Consider the following 25797-nt stretch of genomic DNA (forward strand, 5'->3'; position numbering starts at 1 on the left):
TTCTGCTCTCCGTCACAGTGCCAGATACTGGCGTATCAATTGCTCATCCCCGAGTTGCGCCGGGCTCAACGTGTCGACGATGCGCCCTTTGTCCATCACGCAGCAACGTGTCGCGATGCGTTCGACCATGCCCATGTCCTGCTCGACCAGCACCACGCCGATGCCCGTCTCACGCGCGATCGTCAGCAGCGTCTCGCCGATCAGATCGACAATGGAAGGCTGGATGCCTTCGGATGGCTCGTCGAGCAGCAGCACCTGCGGCGAGCTGACGAGCGCCCGCGCGATGGCGAGCTGCTGCTGTTCCCCGCCGCTCATCGTGCCCGCCTTCTGCCGATAGCGTGTCTTGAGAATGGGGAAATAGCCGACCACTTTCTCCCGCATCAACGCCGCCTTGTCCGGGTTCGCCTGCGCGCCGACCTGAAGGTTCTCCGCGACCGTCAGCGCGCCGAAGATTTCGCGGCCCTGCGGCACGTAGCCGATGCCTTTGCGCGCACGCACATAGGGCTTTTCGTGACCGATCGGCGCACCGTCCAGAACGATGTGGCCCGCATCGAGCTTGACGAGACCGATGAGCGTGCGCATCAGCGTGGTCTTGCCGACGCCGTTGCGTCCGATCAACGCCAGCACTTCGCCGCGCCCGATGCCGAACGACACGCCGTTGAGCACGCGCCCGCCGCCATAGCCCGCTGCCACGTCCGCGACTTCGAGAAGCGCGCTCATGATTTCTTCCCCAGATACACCTCCGCGACATCGTCGCGCGCGAGGATCTCTTCGAGCGGGCCATCGGCGAGCAGTCTTCCGCCGTGCAGCACCGTCACGCGCGTCGCGATCTGTTTGACGAAGGTCATGTCGTGCTCGACCACCATCATCGTCAGGCCGGATGCGGAAAGGCGTTTGATGAGTTCACCCGTTGCATGCGTTTCCTCGATCGACATGCCCGCGACGGGCTCGTCGAGAAACAGCAGTTTCGGCCGCAGCGACACGGCCATCGCGATTTCGAGCCACTGCTTCTTGCCATGCGACAGATTGCGCGCGAGCACATGCTCTTCGCTTTCCAGCAAGAAGCGCTGCAAGAGTTCTTCGATACTTCCAGGCCGGTCGTCCTTCGCGCGATGCAGCGAGAGTTGCAGATGCTGCCGCACGCTCAGATCCGGAAAGACGCCGGGTATCTGAAACTTGATGCTCATCCCCATGCGGATGCGCTCATGCGGCAGCACGTGGCTCATGTCCTGCCCGAGAAAATGCACGCTGCCTTCGGACGGCCGATGCTCGCCCGTGATGAGCTTGAAGAACGTGCTCTTGCCTGCGCCGTTTGGTCCGATCACGCAGCGGATCTCGCCCGCGTCGATCTGAAAGTCGATACCGTTGATCACCTGCACGCCGCCGAAGTGCTTCTTGAGCGCGCGTGTTTCGAGCAGCACGGTCACGATTTGCCCTCCTCTTGCTTGAGCGGTTCGTCGAAACACGGGCGGTTGCGACCGTTGCCAACGCTGCGCTCACGCTCGAAGCGCCGCAACTGCCTTGCCACGAACGGCAGCAAGCCTTCGGGCGCGGCCAGCACGACCACGAGCAGGATCGCGCCCATCAGGATCAGCGCGTACTGGCTGCCGTATACCGCGAGATTCTGCGAAAGCCACACGAGCAGCGCGGTGCCGACGATCGCGCCGCCGATGCTCTTCCTGCCTGACGTGGCGACCCAGATCACGGGCATCGCTGCAGCCGTCAAGCCCATCGTCGACGGCGTGATGTACGAGCCCCAGATCGTGTACAGCGCACCCGACACTCCGCCCAGTGTGCCGCCGAGCACGAAGACCAGCAACTGATGAAGGCGGATATCGACGCCCAGCATTTCCGCGCGCTGCGGATTCTCGCGGATCGCGATCAGCGTGAGACCGAAGGGCCCGTCGAGCAGCTTGCGCATGAATGCGTAGACGGCGATCAGCAGGATCAGCACCAGGTAGTAGAAGCTGGTGTTCTCCAGCGTGAGCGGGCCTCCGGGCCACGGTATCGTCAGCGGCGGCATGCCGCCCATGCCGTTGTAGCCGTTCAGGCGCGCCTCGCCGATTGCCCATTGCGGCCCAGCCGTCTGTGCCATGAAGGTTTCGAGCACGAGCGTCACCGATAACGTCACGATGCCGATGAACACGCCCTTGATGCGCCCGAAGAAAATCATGTAGCCGATCAACGCCGCCACGACGACGCTCACCGCGATGCCCGCGCCGAGGCCGAGCCACGAATCGAACCACGTGTCGCCGAAGTTCAGCGTAAAGATGCCGTAGCTGTAGCCGGCCAGGCCGAAGAACGCAGTCTGCCCGAACGACAGGATGCCGCCATAGCCCCACATCGCGGCGAGCCCGACCGCGCTGAATGCCCACAGCAGACAGTAGGCGAGATTGCCGCTCGTGGTCGCGTCCACGACGAGCGGCAGACACAGCGCCACGATCCACGGCACGTAGCGCAGCGCGCGCGGTGCCGGACCTGACGAAGCCAGTTGCGATTGCTTCACCGATTGCTTCACGTCTCCTCCCGGCGCAAGCGCATGAACAGATTGCCGAGCCCTTGCGGCATCAACCGGATCACGACGATCACCGTCACGAGCAGGCCGATCTGCCCGAACAGCTGACCGTAGGACGCGGTGAGCGCCGTCTGGATGATCGCCAGCACGCCCGCCGCCGGCGTCGTTCCAGCAATCACGTTCGCGCCCCCGACGACCACGGACACAAACGCCTGCACGATGAAGTTGCTGCCCATCGTCGGCACTGCCGTCATGGTCGGCGCATAGAGCGCACCCGTGAGTCCGGCGAGCCCTGCGCCCAGCGCGAAGGTCAGCGTGTAGAGACGATCCGTGCGCAAACCGAGGCATTGCGCGATGTTGGCATTCTGGATCGTCGCGCGCGCACAGACACCGTAGTTGGTCTTGAAGAACAGTAGATAAAGCGCGAACAGAATGCAAAGCGCGATCAACGGCAGCACCGCGCGATACGTCGAGAACGAATACTCGCCGAGCGAGAACGCGCCGAACGGCGTGCCGATGCCTTCGAGCGAAGGACCGGCGACGAGCAGCATGGTCTGCTGCACGATCAGGCTGATGGCCCACGTCGCCACGACGGAATCGAACAGGCGGTCATAAAGATGACGAATCACGAGCCGCTCGATCACGACGCCGGCAACGGCAGCGGCCAGCGCGCCGAGCAGCATCGCGAGCGGCAGCGGTACGCCGTGCTTGGCCGTGATGATCGTGACATACGCGCCGCACATGATGAACTCGCCATGCGCGAGATTGATGACGCCCATCATGCCGAAGATCACCGCAAGCCCGAGCGCGGCCAGCACCAGATATGCAAAGCTGTCGCCGAACTGATAGATCAGCGAATAGAGCACCGACAAGGTGGCCATGATTGCTCCACTTTCAGAGAACGGGCGCGCCCTTCAAACTATCCGGGCGCGCCCGTTCGGGTCACGACTTCTTCGGCAGATTCGACGGCGTGTACTGACGATGATCCGGCTTGTTCGGCAGATCGCATCCCACCTTGCCGAGCCAGTATGGCTGCACGTCATCCCAGACCTTCGGGATATCGACGGAATGGTCGTCCTTCACATGCACGAGAAAGATCGTGTGACTCGCGTGATGGCTCTTCGGGTCGATGCAGACCTTGCCCTGTGCGCCTTCCGTGCAGATGCCGCCGCTCTCCAGCGCCTTGCGCACGGCATCCTGATTCGTCGATTTCGCTTTCTCGGCGGCCGCCTTGTAGAGGTAGATGGCGTCGTAGGCGTTGGCGGCTTCCTGATTGATGTACGGCTCGTTCGGGAACTTCGCGTGAAAGCGCTTCTTGAAGTCGTTGCTGGCGGGCGTGTCGACTTCCTCGACGTAGTTCGCGGTCACGTACATGTCCTTCAATGCAGGCGGTTTGAAGCGCTTGTGCTCATAGGCCTGACCGACGTTCACCGAACTCGCCATCGGCAGATTCAGATGTGCAGAAGCCTGCTGCTCGTAGTACGACGCCTGATTCGCGCCGACCAGCAAGGTCACGACAAAATCGGGCTTGGCCTTCTGGATGTTCTGGATCGTCTGGCCGAATTGCGATACCGACAGCGGGATGAATTCCTCGCCCACCATCGTGCCGCCGTTCTCCTTCACGATGTTGCGCACCCATTCGGCGGAAATCTGCCCGAAGTTGTAGTCGGCGGCGATCGTATACACCTTCTTGCCGAACTTCTGCATCATCCACGGGATCAGCGTCGAGAACTGCTGCTCCGGCACGGCGCCCGTCACGAAGGTATTGGTGTCGCACACACCACCCTCGTATTGGTTGTCGTACCAGTAGAGTTGATGCGCGCGATCCATGATGGGACGAATCGCTTCGCGCGAGGCGCTGGAGAACGCGCCGAAGATCACGTCCGGCTTGTCTGTCTGCACCAGGCGCCGCGCGAGTTCCTGGAACTTCGTGTTGTCCGATTGCGTGTCGTACGCGATGAGCTGGATCGGGCGGCCCAGGATGCCGCCCTTCGCGTTGATTTCGTCGACGGCAAGCTGCGTGGCGTGAATCTTCGGGATGGTCGCGAGCGCGAAGTTGCCCGACGCGTCTTCGAGCAGGCCGATTTTCACGGGTTCGGCGGCATCCGTGATATTCGCGACAAGCGAAGTGACTGCAAGTCCTGCAATGAAGGCCAGACGCATCCAGCCGGACGGCTTAAGCAACATGCGGATTCTCCAGAAATGGGCTCTAACTCCCGAAAATGCGAACAAAAAAAAGCCCCCTGACGAACACACGGTTCGTCAGGGGGCTTCTGTGCCGGATCCTCGGGCGGACATCTTTGTCGGGCCGCGAGGAATGGATGCAGTCTAAAGCGCCGAATTTTGCGTTGTCAACGCTGATCAAAAATCCTTCTGCCATCCGCGCGCTCGCGGAAACGCCGCATTACAGCCGCTCGATCAGCCGCGCGTCGCCATGCTCGCAGTACGCGTGACATGCGGTACGTGCAGCATTCGCCGCGCCGTGTACGAACAACGGCGCGTCCGAGCGGCGCGACATCGACACCACGATCGAAGGCGGCGACGGTTGCAAAGGCAACTCGACCACTTCGCCGCGCGCGATCAGCTCGTCGACGAAAAGTCGCGGAATGGCCGCGACACCAAAGCCGTCGCGCACCAGTTGCACGATCACCGAAATCGATGGCGAGCCGGTGATGCGCGTGTCGGCGAGCGGCACGCCATTCGCGAGCGCGAGCTTGCTGACGATGTCTTCGAGCGCCCGATGCGGCGCCGTTCCACGGCCGAACGTCAGGATGGGATGCCGCAACACGCGCTTTGCAAGCCCGCTGCGAGACAACGGCAACAGACCCGCGCGCGCGATCCAGTGAACGGGATAGTTGGCAAGCGCGTCGCACACCACCGATTCCTCATCGCTGCCCTCCACGCGAATGATCAGATCGAGTTCGCCCGCCATCAGGCGGCGCTGCAGCACCACGCTCACGTCCACCGCGAGATCCACTTCGAGTTGCGGGTAGTCGGTGGCTAGCATGCGCATGTAGTCGGCAAGCCAGCTGTGTACGACCGTTTCGATCACGCCCAGCCGCAGCTTGCCGCGCATCGCGCCTTCGTTGGACGCGGCCGCCTGCAACTGGCGCGTCGCCTCGACCACGGCTTTCGCGTAGCCGAGCAGATAGTCGCCGTTTGGCGTAAGGCGAAACTCGCGGCTGTCGCGATCGACCAGCACGGTCTGCAATTCATCTTCGAGCGCCTTCAGACGCTGGGAAATCGCAGCGGGCGTGGCGTGCAGCGCCGCTGCCGTCGTGCGAAAGCTGCGCAATTTCGCGAGCGTGACGAATGTTTCGAGAAAGCGAGTGTTCATGGCGCGAAGCGCTTCAAAAAAAGCGACGTGACTCGGGAAAACCCGCGGATTCGTTAAGAAATTCTATTCGTGGACAGCAAAGAAAACTAGTTGGCGTCAAATTTTCTTCTTTTCTATGCTTTGCCTGACGGTACGCAATTCGAGATGTGATGCGCGCCGCCAACCGAAAACATTCAGAAGCCCGCCCGACCATGACTCCATCCGAATTCCGCCAGGCCGTTCGTCACGGCGACTTTCGCGGCCCGACAGCCGGACATTGCGGCGAATACGCGCAAGCCAATCTCGCGATACTGCCCGCCGTACACGCGCATGATTTCCTGCGCTTTTGCCATGCGAATCCGAAACCGTGCCCGCTGCTGGGCGTCGGCGAACCGGGCGACTTCCGCGTACCTGTGCTTGGGCGCGATATCGACATCCGCACCGATGTGCCCGCCTACAACGTCTATCGCGACGGCGTGCTGAGCGAGCGCGTCGACTCGATCGAAGCGCTCTGGCAGGACGATTTCGTCGTGTTCGCGATCGGCTGCTCGTTTTCGTTCGAGCACATGCTCGCGCTCGAAGGCATCGGGCTGCGCCACGTCGAAGAGGGACGCAACGTGCCGATGTACCGCACGCATATCGCCAACCGGCGCGCGGGCGTGTTCGGCGGCGAACTCGTGGTGTCGATGCGCCCGATGCGCGGCGCCGACGCGATTCGCGCCGTGCAGATCACGAGCCGCTTTCCTGGCGTGCATGGCGCGCCCGTCCATATCGGCGACCCTGCGGAGCTTGGCATCGCCGATCTCGCGCGCCCCGACTTCGGCGACGCGGTGACGATCCGCGCGGGCGAACTGCCCGTCTACTGGGCGTGCGGCGTGACTCCGCAAACCGCGCTGATGGCGGCGAAGCTGCCCGTCGCCATCGCCCATGCACCGGGCCACATGCTGATGACAGATATCACGAACGCGTCGCTAGCCGTGTTCTGACAAACGCGGCGCGTTGCGCCGCATCGCTGGGCATCCCATTCGTTGAACGAGATCTGGCCGCGCCGACCAGAGGGGCTGACTCATTCCTTTGAATCATTTTCAGGCGTGCGTGCGGCGCCGCACGTGCCCCCAGCGTCCCACACGCGTCGATCAACAGGAGCAACAGATGGACAGCAAGACACTCACGGCAATCGCTGACGAGCCCAGCGAAGCGGCCGGCGCCAGCCGGATTTCATGGTATGCAGAAGCCGGTCCGCGCGCGCGTCGCGCGTTCTGGAGCTGCAAGGTCGGCTACATGCTCGACGGCATGGACACGCAGATGCTCTCGTTCGTCATCCCGACGCTCGTCGCGACGTGGGGCATCACGCTCGCGGATGCGGGATTCATCGGCACGCTGACGCTGCTTTCGTCGGCGTTGGGCGGCTGGATCGCGGGCATATTGTCGGACCGCATCGGCCGCGTGCGCACGCTGCAACTCACCGTGTTGTGGTTCGCCGTCTTCACCGGTCTATGCGGACTCGCGCAGAACTACGGCCAGTTGCTCGCCGCGCGCGCGCTGATGGGGTTCGGCTTCGGCGGTGAATGGACTGCGGGCGCCGTGCTGATCGGCGAGGTGATTCGCGCACGCGACCGCGGCAAGGCCGTGGGCCTCGTGCAGTCGGGCTGGGCGCTCGGCTGGGGCATGGCCGCCCTGCTCTACGCCGTGCTCTTCTCGGCGATGGCGCCGGAAATCGCGTGGCGCGCGCTGTTCCTGATCGGCCTCGTACCGGCCGCTCTCGTGCTGGTGATCCGCCGCTATGTGAAGGAACCCGAAGTGTTCGAGCAGGCGAAGGCGATCCGGCGCGACACCAACGACACACCGCGCTTCACTGAGATTTTCGCGCCGAAGCTGCTGTCCACGACGCTACGCGCCGCGCTGCTCACGACGGGCGCGCAAGGCGGCTACTACGCGATCACCACGTGGCTGCCTACGTTCCTAAAGACGGAACGCCATCTCACGGTGATGGGCACGGGCGGCTATCTGGCGATGATCATCGTTGGCTCGTATATCGGCTACCTGTCGAGCGCGTGGCTGACGGACCGCATTGGCCGCAAACCCAATTTCATTCTGTTCGCAGTCGGCTCGATGGCCATCGCGTTCGCTTACACGTCGCTGCCGCTCACGAATACGTCGATGCTCTGGCTCGGCTTTCCACTTGGCTTCTTCGCCTCCGGCATCTTCTCGGGCATGGGCGCATTTCTCACCGAACTCTTCCCCACCCGCGTGCGCGGCTCAGGACAGGGCTTCTGCTACAACGTCGGCCGCGCGATCGGCGCGCTGTTTCCCGTGCTGATCGGCTCACTGTCGAAAGAGTTCGGCCTTGGTACCAGCATCGGGATTTTTGCGGTGGCCGCCTACGGCGTGTTGATTATCGCCGCCCTCACCCTGCCCGAAACACGCGGACGCGAACTCGAATCCGCATGAACTCGGCGCGCACGATTGCGCGCGAATTCGATCAACCGACACTGCATTCCGACCTTATCTCTCATCGCACCATGAACCAACATCACGTACCCGAAGCATGCACGCCGTCCCGCTGGCAATTCTGGATCGACCGCGGCGGCACCTTCACCGATATCGTTGCGCGTCGCCCGGATGGCTCGCTGACCACGCACAAGCTGCTCTCCGAAAACCCCGAGCACTACCGCGACGCAGCCGTTGCGGGCATCCGTCATCTGCTCGGTTTGCGCGCCGGTGAAGCGATCACGCCGAGCGATGTCGAGATGGTCAAGATGGGCACGACCGTCGCGACCAATGCCTTGCTCGAACGCAAGGGCGAACCCGTCGCGCTCGTGACCACGCGCGGCTTTCGCGACGTGCTGCGGATCGCGTACCAGAACCGTCCGCGTCTGTTCGACCTCGACATCGCGCTGCCCGAAGCGCTCTATCAGCGCGTGATTGAAATCGACGAACGTGTGAGCGCACAAGGCGACCTTGTCGTGCCGCTCGATCTTTCTGCCACGGAGGCAAGCTTGCGCGAGGTCTTCGATGCAGGCATTCGCGCGCTCGCCATCGTGCTCGTTCACGGCTATCGGCATACTACGCATGAGCGCGAAGTTGCGGCACTGGCGCGTCGCATCGGCTTTACGCAGGTGTCGGTTTCGCATGAGGTATCGCCGCTGATGAAGATGGTGTCGCGCGGCGATACCACCGTCGTCGACGCTTACCTGTCGCCTATCCTGCGCCGTTACGTCGATCAGGTCGCGAGCGAAATGCCCGGCGTGAATCTGCAGTTCATGCAGAGCAGCGGCGGCCTCACGCGTGCGGACCTGTTCCAGGGCAAGGACGCGATTCTTTCGGGCCCGGCAGGCGGTATCGTCGGCATGGTGCGCGCCGCGCAGGCGGCGGGCTTCGAGCACGTCATCGGCTTCGATATGGGCGGCACGTCCACGGACGTGTCGCACTTCAACGGCGAGTTCGAGCGCGTGTTCGAAACGCAAGTGGCGGGCGTGCGCATGCGTGCGCCGATGATGAGCATTCACACGGTAGCGGCAGGCGGCGGCTCGATACTCGGCTTCGACGGCGCGCGTCTGCGTGTCGGTCCCGCTTCGGCGGGCGCGAATCCCGGACCTGCCGCGTACCGGCGCGGCGGCCCGCTGACGGTGACCGACTGCAACGTCATGCTTGGCAAGATTCAGCCCGACTATTTTCCGCGTGTGTTCGGCCCGCACGCCAATGAGCCGCTCGACCGCGAAGCGGTGGCCACGCGCTTTCACGCACTCGCCGACGAAATCTGTGCGGCAACGGGCCAGCGCCGCACGCCGGAAGAGATCGCCGAAGGCTATCTGGAGATTGCGATCGGCAGCATGGCGAACGCGATCAAGAAAATTTCCGTGCAACGCGGCCACGACGTGTCGCAATACGTGCTCACGACGTTCGGCGGCGCAGGCGGCCAGCACGCATGCGGCGTGGCCGATGCGCTCGCGATGACGAGCGTGTTCGCACATCCGCTCGCGGGCGTGCTGTCGGCGTTTGGAATGGGACTCGCCGATCAGACTGCGATGCGCGAGTGCGCGCTCGAAATCGTGCTCGACGACTCGTCGCTTGCAACCGTCGACGCAGCACTTGATGCCCTCGCCGATGAAGCAACGGGCGTGCTGCTCGATCAAGGCGTCGACGCTGCGCGCATTTCGACGGTGCGGCGCGTTCACCTGCGCTATCAGGGCACCGATTCGGCACTCGCGGTCAACGCAGGCAGCGTGCAGTCGATGCGCGAGGCGTTCGAAGCCGCCTATCGGCAGCGCTACGCGTTTCTGATGGCGGATACGCCGCTCGTGGTCGAACTCGCATCCGTTGAAGCGATCGGTCATTCGGATGCCCAACCGGTGACAGGCAGCATCGCCGTTCGCCCTGCCGGCGACACGCCCACAGCCGCTGCAGTGGTACGCATGTATTCGGGCGGCCGCTGGCATGACGCGTCGCTCTATTCGCGCGACACGCTGATGGCGGGCGACAAACTGGACGGCCCCGCCATCATCGCGGAGAAGAACGGCACGACCGTGGTCGAACCTGGCTGGCAGGCGACGCTTACGGGCGACGGCAACATCGTGATGACGCGCGTGCTCGCGCTGCCGACGCGCCGCTCGATCGGCACGCAAGCCGACCCGGTGCGGCTCGAAATCTTCAACAACCTGTTCATGTCGGTGGCCGAGCAGATGGGGCTGCGCCTGCAGAACACCGCCTACTCGGTCAACATCAAGGAACGGCTCGACTTCTCGTGCGCGATCTTCGACGCGGCCGGCAACCTGATTGCGAACGCGCCGCACATGCCCGTGCATCTGGGCTCGATGGGCGAAAGCATCCGAACCGTCATCGAACGCAATCGCGGCACGATGCGCGACGGCGATGTGTTCATGCTCAACGATCCGTATCACGGCGGCACGCATCTTCCCGATGTCACCGTCATCACGCCCGTGTTTGCCGACGGCAGCGAAGCGCCGCTCTTTTATGTCGGCTCGCGCGGTCATCACGCGGATATCGGCGGTATTACGCCAGGCTCGATGCCTGCCGCTTCGACGCATATCGAAGAAGAAGGCGTGCTGATCGACAACTGGCAGCTTGTTTCAGCTGGTGTGTTGCGCGATGCCGAAACGCGCGCGCTGCTGGCGTCCGGCCGCTATCCCGCGCGCAACATTGTGCAAAACATGGCCGACCTGCGCGCGCAGGTCGCTGCCAACCAGAAAGGCGTGGACGAACTGCGCCGCATGGTCGCGCAATTCGGTCGCGACGTGGTGCTCGCATTCATGCAGCACGTGCAGGACAACGCGGAAGAGGCGGTGCGTCGCGTGATCGGCGCACTCAAGGACGGCGCGTATCGCTACGCGCTCGATAACGGCGCGGTGATCGACGTCAAGATCCATGTCGAGACTTCGACGCGCAGCGCAACGGTCGATTTCACGGGCACGTCCGCGCAACTGCCGAACAACTTCAACGCACCGAAGGCAGTCTGCATGGCGGCCGTGCTCTATGTTTTCCGCACGCTGGTGGGCGACGATATCCCGCTCAACGCCGGTTGCCTGAAGCCGCTTTCCGTGATCGTGCCGGAAGGTTCGATGCTCAATCCCGTCTATCCCGCTGCTGTCGTGTCGGGCAACGTCGAGACTTCATCTGCGATCACGAACGCGCTGTATGGCGCGCTCGGCGTCGTGGCGTCGAGCCAGGGCACGATGAACAACTTCACGTTCGGCGATGCGCGCTACCAGTACTACGAGACGATCGCGGGCGGCAGCGGCGCGGGAGACGGCTTCAATGGCGTCGACGCCGTGCAGACGCATATGACCAACTCGCGCCTGACCGATCCTGAAGTGCTCGAATGGCGTTATCCCGTGCGGCTCGAATCGCATCTGATCCGCAACGGGTCGGGCGGCGCGGGACAGTGGAAAGGCGGCAACGGCGCGATCCGGCGCATCCGCTTTCTCGCGCCGATGACGGCCTCGATTCTGTCGAACAACCGCATTCACGCGCCATTCGGCGCGGCGGGCGGAGGTGCGGGAAGACAAGGCAGCAATCGCGTCGAACGAGCGGATGGCGAGATCGTCGCGCTGGGCCATATCGCCAGTGTCGAGATGGCTGCGGGTGACGTGTTCGTGGTCGAGACGCCCGGCGGTGGTGGATTCGGGCAGCTTTGATGCGGCTTGCGGCGAGCCGTTGCGCAGCGTATCTCGCGGTACGTTCTGAAGAGAAAGAGGGGCGCATGAACTTCAGCGCCCCTTCTTCGAAGATCGACGCTTGACGCGTTATGTCGATCCTCGAACGTGTCTGTGCAGCACTGCCTTCAGTGCTGGATCATTCCGTTACCCCAAGCAGATGTTCGATGTGTTCTTCAACACGGGCACGCGCCTCGGTGATCGCGTGATCCGTGGTCCGGGAAACAAGCGGAAAGTCGAGACCGTTGCCCTTGAATCTCCCCGCGTAGTGTACCCATGACCGATAGGCGAACACGCCTGAATCGCGCCGGACGAGGTTGATCGTGACGTCGTAGGTACGCTGCATGCCGCTCGCTCGCGTGTAGGGAAACTTGTGGACTTCCGAGTGAATCATGGATACCACCTCCTGTTGTCCGATTCTGGGGTGACGCTTCGTGCAGGGGAGCGTATTTTCCCGACTTCAAAGCGTGCCAATCGTTGAAGACAAAACCGTTGCGTGTCAAAGAAGATCGGTCGCGGATTCGTGTCCGCAACCTTCTTTCTTTGACCGGATATCGCAGGGCGGCAACGGCATCGGTTCGTTGTCCGCGAATGCCGTGCCGCACCGCACGGCAAACGCGAACGCAGATTGCCGGTTCGCGAAATGGCCCAGATCGCCAAGCGACGTCGCCTCGCCATCCTCTTCGAGAATAGCGACCCGGGCGACAAAGGTATTGCCGCTTCGCGCGACCGACGGCTGAATCGCTACACCGTGGTGATAGAAGTGCATATCGCCTCCTCAGACCCTTATATGGAGACTCCGCGGCGGCCTGGATTGCGCCAATGCTGTCGGGAAGTCCTGACGGCATTGTAAGGTATTTGTCAGAATTCGGGAATGGGATACGCGCTGGTGCGGCATCGCGATAGACGCGGGCTTCGGCAGATAACCGCAGGATTGTCGGGAAAACATGGACTTACAAAGCGTGTGTCCAGTTGCCGCACGGCGTGCGCAACGGTCGCCATTGCCCTGCTGCGTCGTATCGCCACGCGTGACAGGCCGCACGTTTCACGAATTGCTTTGAGCAGGGCCAATTCGTCTTCGTCAACATGTTCGACTTCATCGAATGTGTTCAACGCACAGACCGTACGGCAGGCGGGGACTTTGAGTTCAGCATGTGACTACGCGAACAGGCTACGCGTTCGCTGCGATGTCACCGATGCCCTCATCAAGGAAACACCATGCTTCAGTTTTACTTTCACCCTTCTCCCAATCCCATCAAGGTAGCGCTTTTACTCGAAGAGCTTGAAACGCCATTCGAGCTTTCCTCTGTCGATACCTTCAAGGGAGAACAACACGCGCCGGCGTACCGGAAGATCAATCCGAACGGCAAGGTGCCCGCCATCGTCGATGACGGTGTGACCGTGTTCGATTCGCACGCGATTCTTCTGCACCTCAGCGCAAAACATGACAAGTTCGTGCCGTCCGCAGCGTCCGAGCGTGCCGCGATGCTCTCGTGGCTCCAGTTCGTCGCGACCGGGTTGTCGCCGTTTTCCGGTCAGGCCGTACACTTCCTGCACCATGCACCGGAACCGCTGCCGTATGCGCGCAACCGCTATCTGAAGGAAGTCGAGCGTCACTATCGCGTTCTCGATGAGCATCTCGCGACCTCGAAGTATCTGGCTGGCGACACTTACTCGATCGCCGACATCGCGCTGTGGGGCTGGGCGAATTTTGCTGGCTATATCTTCGGCGAGAAGGGACTCACCGACTATCCGCACGTCAAGCGTCTGGTCGATGAGATCTCGGCGCGCCCGGCGGCTGTCCGCGCGCTGGCGCTGAAAGACCGGCTCACGTTCAAGGCCGAGTTCGATGAAGAGACCCGCCGCGCGCTGTTCCCGCAGAACGCCTCGCTCGCGGTCTAAACAAGCCGCGAGAACCGCCGCGCGCTTGCCGCCCGAAATGGCGAGCGCGGGCGCGTTGCAGATCGATGCTGTAGTGTTACAGCTTTCCTGTTCCCTGTTCTCGCGGCCGACATCGCAGATGCCGGCTAACCGAATCTACAGCTATGAAAAAGATTGGTTTTCTCTCGTTTGGTCACTGGGCTAATTCTCCAGGTTCAAAGGCACGGTCGGCAGCCGATGTTCTTCTGCAATCCATCGACCTCGCCGTCGCCGCCGAAGCACTCGGCGCGGATGGTGCCTTCTTTCGCGTCCATCATTTCGCTCAACAGCTTGCGTCGCCCTTTCCCCTTCTCGCCGCAATCGGCGCCAGGACGCGCACGATCGAGATTGGAACGGGTGTCATCGACATGCGCTACGAGAATCCGCTCTACATGGCGGAAGACGCCGGCGCAGCCGATCTGATTGCCGGCGGACGGCTGCAACTCGGCATTAGCCGAGGCTCGGGCGAACAGGTTGTCGATGGATGGCGCCACTTCGGGTACGCGCCAAACGAAGGCGAGACCCACGCCGATCTGGCACGCCGTCACACAGAAGTGTTTTACGAAGTGCTGCGAGGCAAGGGTTTTGCACAGCCGAATCCCCGCCCCATGTTTGCCAACCCGCCGGGACTTCTACGCGTCGAGCCGCATTCTGAAGGCCTTCGCGAGCGCATCTGGTGGGGTTCGGGCTCCAACGCGACTGCCGTCTGGGCAGCGAAGATGGGCATGAACCTGCAGACCTCCACGTTGAAAAACGACGAAACGGGCCGACCGCTTCATATCCAGCAAGCCGAGCAGATCCAGGCTTACCGTGATGCATGGAAAGAGGCCGGGCATACGCGAGCGCCGCGCGTGTCAGTCAGCCGGAGTATCTTCGCGCTCGTGAATCAGCAGGACCGCATGTATTTCGGACGGGGCACGCAGAGCAACGACACGATCGGCTTTCTCGACGACGACATCCAGAAGATCTTTGGCCGGAATTACGCTGCGGAGCCTGATGTCCTCATCAAGGAACTGGCAAAAGACGAAGCCATTGCAGCAGCTGATACGTTGCTACTCACCGTGCCCAACCAGTTGGGCGTCGAGTACTGCGCGCACGTTATCGACTCGATTCTCACGCATGTCGCTCCCGGTCTCGGTTGGCGCTAACGCGCGGAAGAACCGTCAGATATACACAGGCCGTGGCGCGGCGGGTTTCCGGCCAAATTAGGCGGATTTTGAGCCAGCAAAAAAGGCTCTGACTCACGCTTCCTGCTGCCGCAACGGCCATCAATTCGATCAGATGTTCAAGTACATCGGGTCGTAGCGGCTTCAATTTCCCGAGGCGTAAAAAACTTCACGCCACTCCGGCGCGCCTTGTCCGACAAGGCGAAGTCGACGTTAAAGCACGTCCGGGGCATCGAACCTGCCCTCTCCTTTTAGCGGCTGCAACACGCATAAATTCACTGTCCAGTGCAGTCGCCCAAGCCTTGCTGCTGGCTGTCATTTGTTCCTTCCGCGCAAGACTGTTTGTCCGACGTGGATATCCGACCTCCGAGTTCGTACGCCTACATTGTGTCTATTGGATTGGTCGGCACAAGGCGTAAAGGCCGGGCAACCAACCTTCGACAACATAGGGCGGCGCGGCACGGACAATGCCCGCAGCCCTCGATAGGAGCATGTAATGAGCGAAGCAGATAAAAGCGCTGTGCGTGAGTTGAGTCATTTCATCGACGGTCGGCGCGCCGCTGGTGCGGGCCAGCGGTTTGGCGAGGTATTCGATCCGGCGCAAGGCCGGGTGACGGCCCGTGTGCCGGTCGCAACATCCGCTGAAGTCGAAGCCGCCGTCGCCGCCGCGAAAGCCGCGTTTCCGGCATGGAGCGAAACCGCGCCGCTCAAACGCGCCCGTTTGATGTTCAAGTTCAAGGAACTGCTTGAGGCACACGCGGACGAACTCGCCGAACTCATCACGCGCGACCACGGCAAACTGTTTGAGGACGCAAAGGGCGAAGTGGTGCGCGGCATCGAAATCGTCGAATTCGCGTGTGGCATTCCGCAGTTGCTCAAGACAGACTTCACTGATTCCGTCAGCGGCGGCATCGACAACTGGAATCTGCGTCAGCCCATCGGCGTGGCCGCTGGCGTCACGCCGTTCAATTTTCCGATGGTGGTGCCCTGCTGGATGTTTGTGATGGCGGCCGCGTGCGGCAACACGTTCATTCTTAAACCTTCGGAGCGCACGCCGTCAGCGTCGATCCGGCTTGCCGAGTTGTTCATCGAGGCGGGCTTTCCCAAAGGCGTGTTCAATGTCGTGCATGGCGACAAGACCGTCGTCGATGCGCTGATCGCACATCCCGATGTGGTCGCGATGTCCGTCGTTGGCTCGACACCCGTCGCTGAATACATCTACAGCGAAAGCGCAAAGCGCGGCAAGCGCGTGCAGGCGCTGGGCAGTGCGAAAAACCATCTGGTCGTGATGCCCGATGCCAATCTCGATCAAGCGGTCGATGCACTGATCTCGTCGGCATATGGTTCGGCGGGCGAGCGCTGCATGGCAACGTCCGTCGCGGTGGCAGTGGGCAGTATCGGCGATGAACTGATCGAGCGGCTCGCGCCGCGCGTGCGTTCGCTCAAGATAGGCGGCGGCATGGAGCCGGATCTCGACATGGGGCCGCTTATCAGCGCCGCGCATCGCAACAAGGTCACGGGCTATATCGAGGCAGGCGTCGCGGCAGGCGCCAGGCTCGTCGTCGATGGTCGCGGCCATACCGTGCCAGGCCATGAAGAAGGCTTCTTTCTCGGCGGCTCGCTCTTCGACGACGTGAAGCCCGGTATGAGCATCTATCGCGAAGAGATCTTCGGCCCGGTTCTGTCGGTTGTCCGCGTGCCCGATCTGGCCAGTGCGATCGCGCTCGTCAACGCGCACGAACTGGGGAACTGCGTATCGCTCTTCACATCTGACGGTGCCGCGGCACGCGCGTTCTCCCGGCAGATTCAGATTGGCATGGTGGGCATCAACATCCCGAGCCCGGTGCCGCCGGCGTGGCATTCGTTCGGAGGCTGGAAGCGCTCGCTATTCGGTGATCATCACGCCTACGGCGAAGAAGCTGTGCGCTTTTACACGCACTACAAGAGCGTGATGCAGCGCTGGCCGGATAGCATCGCCACAGGTGCCGAATTCACGATGCCAACAGCGAAGTAAATCGGAGCGTCGCAGCGAGTACGGTCGGTTTCGTGCCCGCTGCGGTTTCAAAGCTGTGCGAGTCGAGCCAGAAAATCGTCGACCTGCTGTTCTTGTGTGGCCCACGACGTTACCAGGCGGATCACAGAATGATCGTTATCCGCCTTTCTCCAAACGTAGAACGCAAAATGTTGCTTCAAGGCGGAAATGACAGCATCGGGTAACAGTGGAAATACCTGGTTCGTAGCCGTTTCCGCGTCGAGAGCATAACCGCTGGACACGATCCCGGACGAAAGCTTTGCCGCCATCGCATTGGCGTGCTTTGCATTTTCGACGAACAGATTCTTGTCGCCGAATAAAGCCTGAAACTGGATGCCCAGTAGCCGGCCCTTGGCTAACATGGCGCCCCGTTGCTTGACATGAAAAGCGAAATCTTCTGCCAACATCGGATTGCAGACCACGATCGCTTCACCCAGCAGCGCACCTACCTTGGTTCCGCCGATCCAGAAGATGTCAACGAGCGAAGCGATATCGGCCAATGTCGCGTCGCTCTTGCTCGACGCCAATGCCGCGCCCAACCGGGCGCCATCGAGAAACAGAATCAAGCCCCGTTGCCTTGCGAGCGCCGATATCTTCCGCAATTCCTCAAGCGAATAGACAGTGCCTGTTTCCGTTGCATTCGACAGATAGATCAGTCGAGGCTTTGCCATGTGCGGAAAGTGTGCATTGCTCGCAAGCGCAGCCTCGATATTGGCGGGCGTTAGCTTCCCGTCCACCGCGGGAACGACGATGAGCTTGTGGCCCGTTGCCTCGATAGCACCGGCCTCCCTCACTACGATATGTCCCGACTCAACTGCAATGACGGCTTCGTGCGGGCGCAGGCAACTGGATATCGAAACGATGTTGGCCATTGTCCCGCTGGCGACGTAGTGGATCGCACCGTTGAACGTGTCGCCCAGGCGGGCCTTGATCCGGGCCGTTGCCTCGGCAGAATACGAGTCTTCGCCGTAGGGTGCCTGCTGGATATAGTTGGATTCCGTCAGGGCGCGGAGAATGTCAGGATGCGCGCCTTCGCTATAGTCGTCGAGAAAGCTGAAAGTAGTCATTCGGTGCTTCTGCCTGGATGGAGGCCGCCCGGGATGGGCGTGAGGCCTAAAGCCGAAGACTACCGGTCCGTTACCGGAACGCCTTGTAAAAAATTGCAGGGCCGTCGTCAGAAGCGGGCGGGCGTCACGCCGTACGCGTCGCGAAACGCCCGCGTGAAGTGGCTTTGATCGAAGAAGCCAACGGCGTGCGCGATTTCGGTGATCGGCATGTTCCTGTTCGAATTGATCAGCTCCAGTGCCTTTTCCAGCCGCATGCGCAGCAACCAGGCGTGGGGCGTCATGCCGATAGTGCGTTTGAACAGTTTCAGGAACCGGAACCGGTCCAGCCCGACAAGACCCGACAGGTCTTCCAGCACGATCTTGTCGGCAAGATGCGCGTCGACATATTCCCGGACGAGTCGTAGTTGCTGAGACGATAACGCTCCGGCAATAGTTTGGGGGACTGGTTGCTTCAGGCGGGCGAACAGCGACTCCAGCAATTCCAGGACGTGCGTTTCGCTCGTGATTGGGTCGTTCTTCCCTTGCTGAAGGCTCGCGTGCATGTTGAGCAACCGGTCCGCGAGGCGTCTATCCTGAAGCACCACTGCCGCCTGCGAAGGGAAGTAATGCTTGCCCGTGATTTCCTCGCCAATGCCATTCAGCAGCGCGGGCGACAGTCGAAACGTCTGAAGCGTGTACGACTCGTCCGCATTGGCCACCCCGTCATGAACCTCGCCCGCAGGCATAAGCTGGATTGCGCCGCGCGTGAGCAACAGCGATTCACCGCGGAACGACTGGCGTTGCACCCCGCTCGCAACGAGCGCGATATGGCAGTCGAGATGATAGTGCGGCTCAAAGCGAAATTCGGCGAACCGGGCTGTGCTGAGGATCAATCCGGGAATGTCGGCTGAGTGACTGTACTTGACTTCTTCGGACACGCTCACCTCCCATTCACCGCCGGCACCGCAGCCGCCAAAACCAGAACAATCAATCAACCCTCGATCGCGCGTCGCAATTGCGCGATGAAGCGGGCCGCGATCTCCCGTCCGGGCGACTCGGGCTTCCACATCGCCGACAACGGAGCCGTAGTCAAAGACAACGGACAATCGATACGGCACACACCGTGAAGCTCGTGCATCTGCTTGACCGCGAAGGCGGGCAACAGCGCAATCGTGTCCGAGCGCGCGCACATCGCCATGTTCACGGTGTACACGTGCGAATGCACCACCCTCTCGGGGAATTTCAGCCCCGCCGATACCAGTTCGTCCTGAAGCGCAGAGTAAAGGACACTCGGCATTTCCGGCAGACACCACGGAAACTTCACCAACTCGGCGAACGTAACGCTTTTCCCCATCAATGGATGCGCCGCACGGGCAACGAATACCGGACCGCCATCGCTGAACAGTGTTTCCGTCGCGATAGCACCCGGCACGGGCCAGTGAGACCAGCGGCCTATCACGAGATCGAGATCGTCGGCATCGAGCTCGCTCAAGAGCTTCTCCATCGATGCCTGGCGCAAGGAGAGCTTTACCCGCGGTGCGGCCTCAATAAAAGCATTTACCGTTTGAGCCAGCGCCTCCCATAGCGCTACGGGTGTGAATATGCCCACCGTCAACTTGCCCGTCTCGCCTTTCAGCAACGCCTCTCGCTCTTCCTCGGCGCGGTCGAGTTCCGCCATCACGTTCGAGCTGTAACGAAGAATCACACTGCCCTGAAGCGTCGGGCGCGATCCGAACGCGGTCCTTTCGAAAAGCTGCGCATCCAGCAGCGTCTCTGCTTCCGCGAGCGCTTTCGATACCGCCGATTGCGACAGGCTCAAGCGTTCACTCGCCTTCTGAAGGCTTCCCGTTCGTCCGATCTCATGAATCACCGCGAGATGCCGCATCTTGAGACGGCGAACACGCCCGCCTGCATCGTCAGCCAAGGGTTTCTCCGCATATGAAGTTTCTTCATCCCGACTGCCGCTTTTTTCGCTTTTATGGATTTTTCAGTGCCGTGACACTGCGGCCATGCGGTCAGTTCTACGTCGAGCATCACGAATGAGTATACCGGGTCCCTAAACCGGGCCAAATATCCATCCAATACGGCATCCCATGGTCAGAACACGAATCGCCTCCACGCTTCTCGCCGCAACTGCCACCCTGGCAGCCAGCGCACAATCCGCACACGCACAAAGCTCGGTTGAACTGGCTGGCCTGATCAGCGCGGGACTTAACTACGCCAGCAACGTGAACGGCAAGAGTTCGACATATATGGGCCCCGCAGGCGTCCAGCGTCCGAATAGCCTTGTCTTTCGCGGTACGGAAGATCTGGGCGGGGATCTCAAAGCCTACTTCCTGCTCTCGTCGATGTTCAACATCGCGAACGGCACGAATACAGGCGGACCAGGGTCGCTGTTTTCGAGGGAATCGTACGTCGGTATGTCGAAGGATGGATGGGGTTCCATCCAGGCCGGTTCGAGCCGTGATTTCCTGTTCGATCTGTCGTGGAACGGGTACACAGGCGCCTACTACGCGGGCATCGTAGGCGCACACCAGGGCCCCTTCGCGGGCTTCGGCGGACCGCTGGGACCCGGCGGCAACTTCGACCTCGATCGCCTCAATGGCGAGCCGCTGAACAACAGCATCAAGTTCAACTCCGCGAACTATGGCGGATTCACCTTCGGGGCCATGTACGGGTTCGGCGGAGTTGCTGGCAGCTTCGGTGCGAACGCCTCAGAGAGCTTCGGCGCCAACTTTTCCAACGCGCTCTTCGGCATCGGTGCAGCCTATACGAGTGCCAAATATGCGTCGATGAACGCGGGACGCGACGGCATACGAAATGCCGGCATTGGCGGAAACATCCGTCCGGGTCCGTGGAAATTCGCATTCACGGCGACGTGGTCACAAAACACACAGAACGGCGCACAGGTGCGCGCTTACGACACCACAGTCGGCTACAACTTCACGCCGACCCTCACGGCGACGCTGACATACACGTACATGAACGCAAACGCGGTGCTGAAAGACCGCCATGCGAATCAGCTGGCGGGTGTCGTCATCTATAACCTCTCGCGTCGTACCTCGGTATATGCCGAAGTACTGGCGCAAAACGCTGCCGGCGTCGGCGCACTTGCGCAAATCAACGGAACGCCTAGTGCGTCCAGTTCACGCAATCAGACGGTCGTCACATTCGGCATCCAGAACCTTTTCTAAGTCAGACATCTCCATTTCTCGTATCCATTCGCCATGAAACTCCAGTCTCAAATCGAACGTCCCGTTTCCAAAACAGCTTCAGGCCAGGTTCGCGGTGTCGCGCGTAATGGAGCAGCCATCTGGTTGGGCATCCCATACGGCCGCGCGCAAGGTCACGCCGGCGCATTTTCACCCGTCGAAGCGGTTGAACCATGGGATGGCTACCGGGATTGCGCTGACAAACCCGCTGTGTTTTTTCAGTCTCGCAGTCGACTCGCGTCCATCATGGGCGATTCAATCGACGAGTACCGTCAATCCGATGACGCGTTTACCGTCAATGTCTTCGCGCCGCAGGACGCACACGGGTTGCCCGTGCTCGTGTTCATTCACGGCGGCGCATTCGGTTCCGGAGGCGGGACGCATTGGTACAACGCGGAACACCTCGCCGTGCGCGGCAACCTCGTGGTCGTCACGATCAACTATCGGCTCGGGATGTGGGGAAATATCGCTCATCCCGACGCGCCCACCAACAATGCACTGAGAGACGTCGTCGCGGCACTGAAGTGGCTCAACGAGAACATTTCGGCATTTGGCGGCGATGCTGCGAACGTCACCCTGTCCGGACAGTCCGCGGGCGCCGCCATCACGCGGCTTCTCACTCTCACGCCTTCGACCAAAGGTCTTTTCCAACGCGCGATCATGATCAGCTACCCCGGCCGGATCACGGCTGCTGCGAGCGAAATGCGCGAGGTCACCGGCGAGGTGATGGCATCGCTTCAGCTCACCTCCGTCGCCGAACTGGCTCGACGACCGGCTCACGACATTCTCGCTGCGACCGCGACAGTCGCGCAGAGACGCAAGGGTCCCATCGGACCGGGTGCGCCCGTGTTCCGGCCATATGTCGATGACGATCTGCTGTTCGACTGGGTGGACGATATCGATCAATCCGTTTCCCACGCGCACTGCACCGACGTTATCGCAGGCTTCACCAAAGACGAAATTGCAGCGTTCGTCTGGGAGCGCGCGGAGAAGATCAACGATTCTCCCGCCACCGTGGTGGAATGGTTCAAGAGCGCGTACGGGTCGCATGCAGCCGCGGCTTATGACCTTCTTGCGTCGAAGCGGCCGGGGGCGACGCCCTACAGCCAACTCGTCGATGGCATGTCCGATCTGATGTTCGCGCGGCCCGCGGTTGAAATTGCAAAAACGTATGGAAGGGCTGGAACCGCCTGGCTGTATCGCTTCGATGTTCACACGGCTCAGTCGTTCCTGATGGCGCCGCACTGCATGGAATTGCCGTTCTTCTTCGATAACCTCGCCGATTGGAACGACGCGCCCATGCTTCAAGGGCTCTCTGAAAGCGGCCTGCAGTCGCTCGCGACACGGTTCAGTCGTTGCATCGTCAACTTCGTTCGCCACGGCGATCCGACATTGCCTGGGTGGAATCCATTTTCGGAAGCGCATCCAGGCCTGACGACTTTCGATCTTCCCTGATATCCCTCTCTTTCATGGCACCTTGAAATGGAACATCATCTCCCCGCCCGATCTCGCGCTTCGCTCAATCCGTGGCTGATCTGCGCCGCGTGCTTTCTGGTGATCGCCGTCGATGGCTTCGACACCTCGGCAATCGCCTACGTGGCACCTGCTCTCACCCATATCTGGCATCTACCCCACGCGGCCATGACGCCCGCGTTCATCGCGACTAGCGTGGGCGCCGTGCTGGGTTATCTGCTCAGCGGAGCCATTGCGAAGCGGATGTCCCGTCGATCCGAGATCGCGCTAGCAACGCTGGCCTTCGCTGCGTTTTCGCTGCTCACGGTGGTTTCGTCCGGCATCCTGATGCTTTCCGTCATCCGGTTCTTCACGGCGGTCTGCCTCGGTCTGGTCGTCCCGGCCTCGATCTCACTTGCAGCGGACAGTGCGCCCGACCATGCGCGCGCATCGGCGACCATCGCGGCAGCGACGGGTCTTTCGGCGGGCAGCGCGTTTGGCGGCCTGCTGTCGGCGAAGCTGATCGCGGAGTTCGGCTGGGAGGCGGTGTTCATCGCCGGCGGTCTGGTGCCCGTGCTGCTGCTACCTGCAATCCGGTATGCCATACCGCGCGAACAAACACAGACCAGCGCTCCAATCGACATGCATCGAACCATCGACGACCCAGTGTCCGGGAAGACTCGCGGTCTCCTGGCCCCGGGCCTCGTCACCGATACAACCACCGTCTGGCTGGTCGCATTTCTTGGTTTCCTCGTCACGTACCTGTTTATCTTCTGGACGCCGATGCTACTGCTCTCGTACGGCTTCACGGCTTCGAGCGCCGCATTGGGCGCAGCGGCGAGCGCATTCGGCGGCATTACCGGCAATGTGCTGTTGTTTCTGCTGGAAAGACGGCTCGGCGTGCAGCGTTCGCTGATCATCACGATCTCGATCACGATGGTGTGCATCGCCGGCTTCCAGATGGACGGGCTCAGCCAATGGGCGGTACTGCTGCTTATCTTCGGCGTCGGCATCGGAACAACGAGCGCCTGTGTCGGCCAGGCGACGCTCGCAACCGTGCTGTATCCGAAAGCGTTGAGGACGACAGGTGTCGGATATGCGGCGGCCGTAGGACGGTTCGGCGCGATTATTGGGCCTTCCCTTGGTGGATTCCTGATTTCCCTTGGCATGAGTGCGCAACGCATCGTGTTGCTCAGCTGCGTTCCACTGACGATCGTCGCTATCGTGCTGATCTTTTCACATACGCGGATAACGTTGCAAAGAAAGGCCTTGACACTGAGCTAGTCAGTTTCCAAATAATGCCCGACGCACCAACCCAATTCCAATCGGAATGTGCTTCAAAAGGTATATGTTGTTGACGACGGATAATCGTACGTTTAAGTTTCTGCTTTGCAATTAAAAAAATCTACAAAGTGGCTTCAACTCAATACGATGAAAGGCGACCCGTTTCCGTCACGCTCGCCGGCATTACGCACACGGGTTCATATCGGGTGCTCGAAGGAACCGTCATCGTCTATTCAGGTACGGATATCCGGTCTGCCCAGTGCGGAATGGATCGTCCGGAGACCGTTGCGCGTTGGGTATTGCTCGACATGTGCAAGAAAGCCGAGGCGAAGAAGCGCAAAGACGGCAGCGGGCGAAGCCAGTTGCGCCCCGCTTGAGCCCGGCGGTTGCTACGCTTTTGCCGAACGCGCGTCAACACGCCCCCGGTCGCCCAGGAATGCGAGCGTGAGAGCCGTCAGGCCGCATATCGCGATCAGTGTCAGTAGCGCGTCCTTGCCCGCGTGTACCAATACCCACCCGCCCACAGACGGAAAGCCGAAGACCCCGATGAAGTACGCCGCAACGAACCACGTCAGTGCGGCGCGACGATGCACGGCGGCGGAATCGTTGACCGCCTGGGTCTGGATGACGGGATAGGCAAGCCCGTATCCTGTGCCAAGCAGAACGGCGGCGGCAGCATGAGCGGATACATGGTACGGCACCGCGAACATCGCTGCGATGCCCAGCACCATCATGACGAGCAGCACCTTCGTTGCAGTTTCGCGGCGCAGATTGATGACCAGCCGGGAGAAGGCCCAACGTACGGTCACGACGGTTATCGCGTACAGGCTGAAGAAGGTAGTTGCCTGCGCATGCGTTCCCTGCACCAGCGACATCTGAAACGTCATCAAGCCTGAGAAGACGCAGGCGCCCAGCGCGACCATGATGATCGGATACATCGCACGCGTGCGCGCAATGGCGCCGATGCCACGCCACCATCTGTCCTGGACCGGCGGCACGAACGAAACGGGCGACAGCCGGGCGAACATTTCCAGTATCACCGACGCGACCACACAAAGCCCGCTGACCGTATAGAGCACACCGCTAAGCGACCAGTGCAACGAATGTATGGCGACGCCTGCCAGCGCAGGGCAGCCGCCGATTCCCGCCATCTGGAAAGTGCCAAAGCGCAGAAACCAGTAACCGCGATCCGAATCATTGGTTCGCTCGGCAAGCGACATCGGCGCCGCGAGATAGAACGCGCCCCAGCCCAAACCCACGAGAAACGCGGGAATCGCATCGAGCACGCTGACACGCTCGATCACTGCGAAACCCGCGACGCCCATGCCCACGCATAAGGCCGCAAGCGCGGCCATCCGCGCCGCGCCGATGCGGTGATGCGAAAGCCAGCCGACCAGCGGAACACCGACAAAGGTGCCCACCATCGCACCCACGAGCGTAAGCCCGGTGTCGACGTCATTGCCGCCGATGTACCTGAAGCGCATCGAAAGAAGAAACGTCCCGCCGTATCCTGCCGCCGTGAGCAGGGTACCGGCGAGAACGAGAAAGCCGTTGAATGGACGCATGAAAGAGTGGCAGTCGTCAATCGCAGGAGCGAGTATGAACCAAAGCGACGTCGGACTGCCTGGATGCTACGGCACACGCCATCGACTCTCGATACACCGATGGACGATCCCGGTCC

At 61.4% G+C, this 25797-nt stretch carries 22 protein-coding genes; 10 read left to right on the forward strand and 12 right to left on the reverse strand.

The genetic code is table 11. The features are described 5' to 3' along the window. Positions 1-12 precede the first annotated feature (12 nt). The 6 genes from C2L65_RS38665 to C2L65_RS38690 all read right to left on the reverse strand — a co-directional run bounded on the left by C2L65_RS38665 (position 13) and on the right by C2L65_RS38690 (position 5852). The gene (locus tag C2L65_RS38665; RefSeq protein ID WP_042305439.1) at positions 13-720 is read right to left on the reverse strand and encodes an ABC transporter ATP-binding protein; all 708 of its coding nucleotides are present in this window, start codon (positions 718-720) and stop codon (positions 13-15) included. Then, entirely contained in the window at positions 717-1427 is a 711-nt protein-coding gene (locus C2L65_RS38670; protein ID WP_042305438.1) for an ABC transporter ATP-binding protein, read from the reverse strand. Before C2L65_RS38670 ends, C2L65_RS38665 begins: the two co-directional genes overlap by 4 nt. After that, on the reverse strand, positions 1424-2518 hold the full coding sequence (locus C2L65_RS38675; protein WP_042305437.1) for an ABC transporter permease subunit: 1095 nt from the start codon (positions 2516-2518) through the stop codon (positions 1424-1426). Before C2L65_RS38675 ends, C2L65_RS38670 begins: the two co-directional genes overlap by 4 nt. Next, complete coding sequence (locus C2L65_RS38680) at positions 2515-3396, reverse strand: ABC transporter permease subunit (protein ID WP_042305436.1); 882 nt, start codon at positions 3394-3396, stop codon at positions 2515-2517. Before C2L65_RS38680 ends, C2L65_RS38675 begins: the two co-directional genes overlap by 4 nt. Before the next feature lie 61 nt (positions 3397-3457). Beyond that, the gene (locus tag C2L65_RS38685; RefSeq protein ID WP_042305435.1) at positions 3458-4702 is read right to left on the reverse strand and encodes an urea ABC transporter substrate-binding protein; all 1245 of its coding nucleotides are present in this window, start codon (positions 4700-4702) and stop codon (positions 3458-3460) included. 217 nt (positions 4703-4919) lie between these two features. Continuing rightward, positions 4920-5852, reverse strand: a complete 933-nt coding sequence (locus tag C2L65_RS38690) for a LysR family transcriptional regulator (protein ID WP_042305434.1) — start codon at positions 5850-5852, stop codon at positions 4920-4922. Between the two features lie 149 nt (positions 5853-6001). On the opposite strand from C2L65_RS38690, the gene C2L65_RS38695 reads away from it, so the two are divergent. The 3 genes from C2L65_RS38695 (at position 6002) to C2L65_RS38705 (ending at position 11986) form a co-directional block, all read left to right on the forward strand. Next, a complete protein-coding gene (locus tag C2L65_RS38695) occupies positions 6002-6817 on the forward strand; it encodes a putative hydro-lyase (RefSeq protein ID WP_255221865.1) in 816 nt (271 codons plus the stop codon). Positions 6818-6983: 166 nt separating this feature from the next. Next, a complete protein-coding gene (locus C2L65_RS38700) occupies positions 6984-8282 on the forward strand; it encodes an MFS transporter (protein WP_042305432.1) in 1299 nt (432 codons plus the stop codon). 71 nt (positions 8283-8353) lie between these two features. Further along, on the forward strand, positions 8354-11986 hold the full coding sequence (locus C2L65_RS38705; RefSeq protein ID WP_042305489.1) for a hydantoinase B/oxoprolinase family protein: 3633 nt from the start codon (positions 8354-8356) through the stop codon (positions 11984-11986). Between the two features lie 157 nt (positions 11987-12143). Here C2L65_RS38705 and C2L65_RS38710 read toward each other — a convergent pair whose 3' ends face one another. Both C2L65_RS38710 and C2L65_RS38715 read right to left on the reverse strand, forming a co-directional pair. Continuing rightward, on the reverse strand, positions 12144-12398 hold the full coding sequence (locus C2L65_RS38710; protein WP_007577483.1) for a hypothetical protein: 255 nt from the start codon (positions 12396-12398) through the stop codon (positions 12144-12146). A gap of 105 nt (positions 12399-12503) precedes the next feature. Continuing rightward, positions 12504-12773 carry a hypothetical protein gene (locus tag C2L65_RS38715; protein WP_042305431.1) on the reverse strand — a complete coding sequence of 90 codons (270 nt, stop codon included), beginning with the start codon at positions 12771-12773 and terminating at the stop codon, positions 12504-12506. Positions 12774-13222: 449 nt separating this feature from the next. Here C2L65_RS38715 and C2L65_RS38720 point away from each other — a divergent pair, with 449 nt between their 5' ends. The 3 genes from C2L65_RS38720 (at position 13223) to C2L65_RS38730 (ending at position 17104) form a co-directional block, all read left to right on the forward strand. Beyond that, positions 13223-13906, forward strand: a complete 684-nt coding sequence (locus C2L65_RS38720; RefSeq protein ID WP_042305430.1) for a glutathione S-transferase family protein — start codon at positions 13223-13225, stop codon at positions 13904-13906. A 143-nt stretch (positions 13907-14049) separates the two neighbouring features. Continuing rightward, the gene (locus C2L65_RS38725; protein WP_042305429.1) at positions 14050-15072 is read left to right on the forward strand and encodes an LLM class flavin-dependent oxidoreductase; all 1023 of its coding nucleotides are present in this window, start codon (positions 14050-14052) and stop codon (positions 15070-15072) included. Positions 15073-15586: 514 nt separating this feature from the next. Further along, the gene (locus C2L65_RS38730) at positions 15587-17104 is read left to right on the forward strand and encodes a CoA-acylating methylmalonate-semialdehyde dehydrogenase (protein ID WP_042305428.1); all 1518 of its coding nucleotides are present in this window, start codon (positions 15587-15589) and stop codon (positions 17102-17104) included. A 47-nt stretch (positions 17105-17151) separates the two neighbouring features. On the opposite strand, the gene C2L65_RS38735 is transcribed toward C2L65_RS38730, so the two are convergent. The 3 genes from C2L65_RS38735 to C2L65_RS38745 all read right to left on the reverse strand — a co-directional run bounded on the left by C2L65_RS38735 (position 17152) and on the right by C2L65_RS38745 (position 20092). After that, on the reverse strand, positions 17152-18189 hold the full coding sequence (locus tag C2L65_RS38735; RefSeq protein WP_042305427.1) for a threonine aldolase family protein: 1038 nt from the start codon (positions 18187-18189) through the stop codon (positions 17152-17154). 107 nt (positions 18190-18296) lie between these two features. Beyond that, positions 18297-19106 (reverse strand): AraC family transcriptional regulator, encoded by an 810-nt coding sequence (locus C2L65_RS38740; protein WP_042305488.1) that lies wholly within the window; start codon positions 19104-19106, stop codon positions 18297-18299. A 53-nt stretch (positions 19107-19159) separates the two neighbouring features. Continuing rightward, complete coding sequence (locus C2L65_RS38745) at positions 19160-20092, reverse strand: LysR family transcriptional regulator (protein WP_042305426.1); 933 nt, start codon at positions 20090-20092, stop codon at positions 19160-19162. Positions 20093-20261: 169 nt separating this feature from the next. Between C2L65_RS38745 and C2L65_RS38750 the strand changes: the two genes are divergently transcribed. The 4 genes from C2L65_RS38750 (at position 20262) to C2L65_RS38765 (ending at position 24493) form a co-directional block, all read left to right on the forward strand. After that, on the forward strand, positions 20262-21362 hold the full coding sequence (locus C2L65_RS38750) for a porin (RefSeq protein WP_042305425.1): 1101 nt from the start codon (positions 20262-20264) through the stop codon (positions 21360-21362). A gap of 33 nt (positions 21363-21395) precedes the next feature. After that, a complete protein-coding gene (locus tag C2L65_RS38755; protein WP_081920787.1) occupies positions 21396-22835 on the forward strand; it encodes a carboxylesterase family protein in 1440 nt (479 codons plus the stop codon). A gap of 99 nt (positions 22836-22934) precedes the next feature. After that, positions 22935-24116, forward strand: a complete 1182-nt coding sequence (locus C2L65_RS38760; protein WP_158660425.1) for an MFS transporter — start codon at positions 22935-22937, stop codon at positions 24114-24116. Positions 24117-24244: 128 nt separating this feature from the next. Continuing rightward, a complete protein-coding gene (locus C2L65_RS38765; RefSeq protein WP_233446650.1) occupies positions 24245-24493 on the forward strand; it encodes a hypothetical protein in 249 nt (82 codons plus the stop codon). A gap of 12 nt (positions 24494-24505) precedes the next feature. On the opposite strand, the gene C2L65_RS38770 is transcribed toward C2L65_RS38765, so the two are convergent. Continuing rightward, entirely contained in the window at positions 24506-25681 is a 1176-nt protein-coding gene (locus C2L65_RS38770) for an MFS transporter (protein ID WP_042305423.1), read from the reverse strand. Between the last annotated feature and the right edge of the window lie 116 nt (positions 25682-25797).

Origin of the sequence: Paraburkholderia terrae, from assembly GCF_002902925.1 — a bacterium.
Lineage (GTDB): Bacteria > Pseudomonadota > Gammaproteobacteria > Burkholderiales > Burkholderiaceae > Paraburkholderia > Paraburkholderia terrae.

Coding starts and splice junctions, on each gene's coding strand:
- C2L65_RS38715 (WP_042305431.1), bottom strand. CDS start 12,773: ATGCACTTCTATCACCACGGTGTAGCGATTCAGCCGTCGGTCGCGCGA.
- C2L65_RS38680 (WP_042305436.1), bottom strand. CDS start 3,396: ATGGCCACCTTGTCGGTGCTCTATTCGCTGATCTATCAGTTCGGCGAC.
- C2L65_RS38690 (WP_042305434.1), bottom strand. CDS start 5,852: ATGAACACTCGCTTTCTCGAAACATTCGTCACGCTCGCGAAATTGCGC.
- C2L65_RS38685 (WP_042305435.1), bottom strand. CDS start 4,702: ATGTTGCTTAAGCCGTCCGGCTGGATGCGTCTGGCCTTCATTGCAGGA.
- C2L65_RS38750 (WP_042305425.1), top strand. CDS start 20,262: ATGGTCAGAACACGAATCGCCTCCACGCTTCTCGCCGCAACTGCCACC.
- C2L65_RS38770 (WP_042305423.1), bottom strand. CDS start 25,681: ATGCGTCCATTCAACGGCTTTCTCGTTCTCGCCGGTACCCTGCTCACG.
- C2L65_RS38730 (WP_042305428.1), top strand. CDS start 15,587: ATGAGCGAAGCAGATAAAAGCGCTGTGCGTGAGTTGAGTCATTTCATC.
- C2L65_RS38735 (WP_042305427.1), bottom strand. CDS start 18,189: ATGACTACTTTCAGCTTTCTCGACGACTATAGCGAAGGCGCGCATCCT.
- C2L65_RS38665 (WP_042305439.1), bottom strand. CDS start 720: ATGAGCGCGCTTCTCGAAGTCGCGGACGTGGCAGCGGGCTATGGCGGC.
- C2L65_RS38725 (WP_042305429.1), top strand. CDS start 14,050: ATGAAAAAGATTGGTTTTCTCTCGTTTGGTCACTGGGCTAATTCTCCA.
- C2L65_RS38700 (WP_042305432.1), top strand. CDS start 6,984: ATGGACAGCAAGACACTCACGGCAATCGCTGACGAGCCCAGCGAAGCG.
- C2L65_RS38710 (WP_007577483.1), bottom strand. CDS start 12,398: ATGATTCACTCGGAAGTCCACAAGTTTCCCTACACGCGAGCGAGCGGC.
- C2L65_RS38720 (WP_042305430.1), top strand. CDS start 13,223: ATGCTTCAGTTTTACTTTCACCCTTCTCCCAATCCCATCAAGGTAGCG.
- C2L65_RS38695 (WP_255221865.1), top strand. CDS start 6,002: ATGCGCGCCGCCAACCGAAAACATTCAGAAGCCCGCCCGACCATGACT.
- C2L65_RS38755 (WP_081920787.1), top strand. CDS start 21,396: ATGAAACTCCAGTCTCAAATCGAACGTCCCGTTTCCAAAACAGCTTCA.
- C2L65_RS38705 (WP_042305489.1), top strand. CDS start 8,354: ATGAACCAACATCACGTACCCGAAGCATGCACGCCGTCCCGCTGGCAA.